Consider the following 4,268-nt stretch of genomic DNA (forward strand, 5'->3'; position numbering starts at 1 on the left):
GCCTTTTCCACAAAGGTCTTAAATTTCTTCATGCCAAAGGTTGCATTGTTTGTGGAGGCAACAATTACTCCGTTTTTTTCTGTTATCGCGATGGCATCTATTAACAATTTCGTATAATCCTTAGCAGAACTGAACGTATACTTCTTCGAGCGTGCAAAGCTAGGGGGATCTAAAATAACCATGTCAAAAGATAATTCTTTACGCTTTGCATATTTGAAATAATCGAAGACATCCATCACGATAATATCCTGGTCTTCAACATTAATCCCGTTTATTTCAAATTGCTCTGTCGTTTTACTTAAACTACGTTTTGCTAAATCGACACTTGTTGTCTTTTTTGCACCACCAGCTGCAGCAAATACAGAAAAAGCACCAGTATAGGAGAATGTATTGAGAACTGTTTTTCCTTTTGCATACTCATCGCGTATTTTTTTTCGAATCTCTCGCTGATCTAGGAAGACTCCTACCATCGCTCCATCGTTTAAGTAGATAGCAAAGTTTTCCCCATTTTCTTTTACTAAAAGAGGGAACTCCCCGCGTTCGCCTTTAACGAAATCATCGTCTTCTAAATACTGGCCCTTCGTGTCGAACCGTTTTTTTTTCATAAATTCCTTTATAAGAAGGAACAGTAGATTCTAAAGCTTTTAAGATTTGCTCCTTAAATGCATAAATCCCTTCACTGTACCAGCTGAGTAGATAAAACTCATCAAAATAATCGATCGTCAAACCGCCGATTCCGTCACCTTCTCCATTAAAGACACGGAAGGCGGTTGTATCATCGTTTTCATAGTAATCTTTTCGGTGCTTTAATGCATTGGTAATTTTATTTTGAAAGAAACCAGTATCAATTGTCTCTGCTTCATTTTTAGTAAGCAGCCAGCCAATTCCCTTGTTTTGCTTCCCGACATAGCCTTTGCCTATAAACTTTCCTCCAGGGTTTCTGAGCTTTAGAATTGTTCCATCTACCAACGAGTCCGTCTCGTGAAAGCCATCCTTCAGTAAAACAGGAACCCCCTTCTGTAAATCTTGTGCTAGAGAGTCTTTTACTTTAATATCTATTTCTTTTTGCATACATTTCATCCTTCTAGTTATGTTTTCTCTATTATCACATAACCAGCTATATTTAAAAAGGAACGAGGTCCCAGTTAATTCAGTAGCTTATAAATGACTTATTTTACCTACAAGTACAAAATAGAGACTAATGGATTTCCATACTTATAATATAAAGTAGCCTCTAATTTAACTCGACGTTACACCCTCTTCGTCACATTCTTCCTATAAATTATGATATACTAATCTATATGTCGCGAAAGGAAGTTTGTTTTGAAAAAATCAAAAGTTATCATACCAATCATGGTAATTGTGGTCGTATTGGCAGCCATTCTTTTATCTCAAGAAGAATATAATGAAGTCACTATTATAAATAAGATTCTTATCGCACTTGGTGCAGCTATTGTGTCCTCTTCCATAGGTTATATCCTCTTAAAACCAGACATCGACAAGGTAGATCCAAAACCATCAGCTAATCATACAGAGAATAAAAAGAAGGGAAGCGGAAAATAATCTGTTTCCCTTTTTACTTCACTAGATAGGAGCGACTAGCATGCTAGAAAATGCAACACAGTTACTACAGGAATATTATGGCTATGACTCTTTCAGAGAAGGACAAGAGAAAGTTATCAATTATGTAATGAATGGCAAATCCAGCCTGTGTGTTATGCCTACTGGAGGTGGTAAATCTCTTTGCTATCAAATTCCCTCTCTATTATTAGATGGGACGACCATAGTAATTTCGCCATTGATTTCCTTGATGAAGGATCAGGTGGATACCTTATTGCAGGCAGGTATACCCGCAACATTCATAAATAGCACATTATCTTCTGAAGAAGTACGAGAAACGATGGAAGAGGTTTTAAATGGCCAATATCGAATGCTTTATATAGCTCCAGAGCGTTTGGAATCACAAGCCTTTTTGAACCAATTAAAAAAAGTGAAGGTACCGTTAATTGCAGTTGATGAGGCACACTGTATCTCTCAGTGGGGTCATGATTTTCGTCCCAGCTACCGTGCGATTCATCGATTAAAGGATGTATTCACGGAACAGCCTGTTGTTCTTGCGTTAACAGCAACAGCGACACCAGCTGTACGAGATGATATTTGTCGACTATTACAAATTCGAGATGAAAATACGGTTATCACAGGATTTGCTCGTTCAAATCTATCGTTCTCTGTTGTGCTCGGACAAGATAAGAATAAATTTTTAAAAGAATTTATTAAAAAGAATGCACAGGAAGTCGGCATTATATATGCAGCAACGAGAAAAACAGTAGATTTGCTATATGATTTATTAAACAAGGCAGGAGTCCAAGCGGCTAAATACCATGCGGGATTACCTGAGGCCTTTAGAAACAAGGAGCAGGAGCGGTTCCTTACAGATGAGGCACAAGTTATGGTTGCTACAAATGCCTTTGGAATGGGAATTGATAAATCGAATGTCCGATATGTCATTCACTATCAGCTTCCTAAAAACATGGAAAGCTATTATCAAGAGGCTGGCAGAGCTGGCCGAGATGGACTACCGAGTGAATGTGTGGTTCTCTATGCATCGCAGGATGTACAAACACAGCGCTTCTTAATCGATCAGGCATTAGACCGAGATAGAATTCCTCAAGAATTAGAAAAACTTCAAGGGATGGTAGATTATTGCCATACAGAAAACTGCTTACAGCAATATATTGTGCAATATTTTGGAGAACCCAATGGAGAAATTTGTGGTCAATGTGGAAATTGTACAGATTCTAGAGAAATGCAGGACGTTACAAAGGAAGTACAAATGGTTTTGTCTTGCGTGGTTAGAATGGGACAAAGATTTGGTAAGACGATAACTGCTCAGGTGCTAACAGGTTCAGAAAACAAAAAGGTAATAGAGTTTGGATTTCAAAAACTATCTACTTATGGGATATTAAAGGCTAAATCCTTAAAAGAAGTGTTAGGGCTTATGGAGTTTATGATTGCAGAAGGGTTACTTCTAGTGAACCAGGGAAGTATGCCGACGATTTATATTTCGGATGCAGGAAAAGAAGTATTGTTAGGGAAGAGAAAAATCATGCGTAAGGGAGTAGCAGTCACAAAGCAGATTGCTAAGAATGACCCGTTATTTGAAGGATTAAGAGTGCTTCGGAAAAAAATTGCGGACGAAGCTGGTGTTCCACCGTTTGTTATATTTTCTGATAAAACATTACAAGACATGTGCGTAAAGCGTCCGCAAACCGAAGATGAGCTACTAGATGTACATGGAGTTGGTGCTAATAAGCGTGACAAATATGGTCAAGCTTTTCTAGAAGAAATACTCCGTTATATCACCGTATAGTTTTTATGTGATACTACTGTAAGATTCGAAGGAACATTAATTTTCTTCGCATCCTCCATAGATATTTCGACAATAACAGATTGCTCTAGGATTTTAAAAATAGTACCTTGTACTTCAACATCATTGCGTGTAAAAGAGATCTTCTCATCAATTTTCCGTGCTGCCACGAAAGGTGAAACATCCTTAGGTTGTCGTTGGAAACTCATGTATCTGCCTCTTTTCTAATATATTCACTCACAGAGCGATATAGTAATTATACCACAAAACTGGGTTGAAAATTGTAGTTTAAGATTATTAAAAAGAGATTCCCTACGAATATTGTCGAATTGTAGTTTGTCCAATGACACTAACACATTTTATGTTTGAGATGACCCCATTTGCACATGATAGAAGTAAGGTAAGAAAAAGAACGCGGAAGATAAATTAGGCTTTAACTAAGAGGAGATTATGCAGAATGCATTTTAACGAATTTAAATTAGATGATAAAATATTGCAAGCAATTGAACAACTAGGTTACACAGAGCCAACAGAAGTCCAACAAAAGGTTATCCCAGTAGCCTTATCAAAGAAAGACATTCTGGTGAAATCGAAAACAGGTAGTGGGAAGACTGCAGCATTTGCCACTCCTTTATGTGAGCTAGTAGATTGGGAAGAAAATAAGCCACAAGCTTTAGTTTTAACCCCAACAAGAGAGCTTGCAGTGCAGGTTCAGGAAGACATCACAAATATCGGTCGCTATAAACGAATTAAAGGATTAGCGTTGTATGGAAAATCTCCATTTGCAAAGCAAAAGCTGGCATTAAAGCAAAAAACACATATTGTAGTTGGAACTCCAGGTCGTGTGTTAGATCATATAGAAAAAGGGACATTGGATGTATCCAAAATAGAATACTTAGTA

The 4,268-nt window shown here is 37.5% G+C and carries 4 protein-coding genes and 1 pseudogene; 3 read left to right on the forward strand and 2 right to left on the reverse strand.

Annotation, left to right across the window (positions count from 1 at the left end; all coding sequences use genetic code 11):
- Positions 1-1,071 (reverse strand): annotated as a pseudogene (locus AC06OU_RS07950) (class I SAM-dependent rRNA methyltransferase); the annotation flags it as partial.
- 252 nt (positions 1,072-1,323) lie between these two features.
- Here AC06OU_RS07950 and AC06OU_RS07955 point away from each other — a divergent pair.
- Together AC06OU_RS07955 and recQ are read left to right on the forward strand one after the other, a co-directional pair.
- Complete coding sequence (locus tag AC06OU_RS07955) at positions 1,324-1,563, forward strand: hypothetical protein (RefSeq protein WP_251555282.1); 240 nt, start codon at positions 1,324-1,326, stop codon at positions 1,561-1,563.
- A 40-nt stretch (positions 1,564-1,603) separates the two neighbouring features.
- The gene (recQ, locus tag AC06OU_RS07960) at positions 1,604-3,370 is read left to right on the forward strand and encodes a DNA helicase RecQ (protein ID WP_475855091.1); all 1,767 of its coding nucleotides are present in this window, start codon (positions 1,604-1,606) and stop codon (positions 3,368-3,370) included.
- On the opposite strand, the gene AC06OU_RS07965 is transcribed toward recQ, so the two are convergent.
- Positions 3,355-3,576, reverse strand: a complete 222-nt coding sequence (locus tag AC06OU_RS07965; protein ID WP_169359263.1) for a DUF2187 family protein — start codon at positions 3,574-3,576, stop codon at positions 3,355-3,357. The two genes, recQ and AC06OU_RS07965, sit on opposite strands and share 16 nt — an antisense overlap.
- Before the next feature lie 248 nt (positions 3,577-3,824).
- Here AC06OU_RS07965 and AC06OU_RS07970 point away from each other — a divergent pair.
- A partial coding sequence (locus tag AC06OU_RS07970; protein ID WP_475855092.1) for a DEAD/DEAH box helicase occupies positions 3,825-4,268 on the forward strand: 444 nt, incomplete at its 3' end.

Source organism: Psychrobacillus sp. (assembly GCF_056205495.1).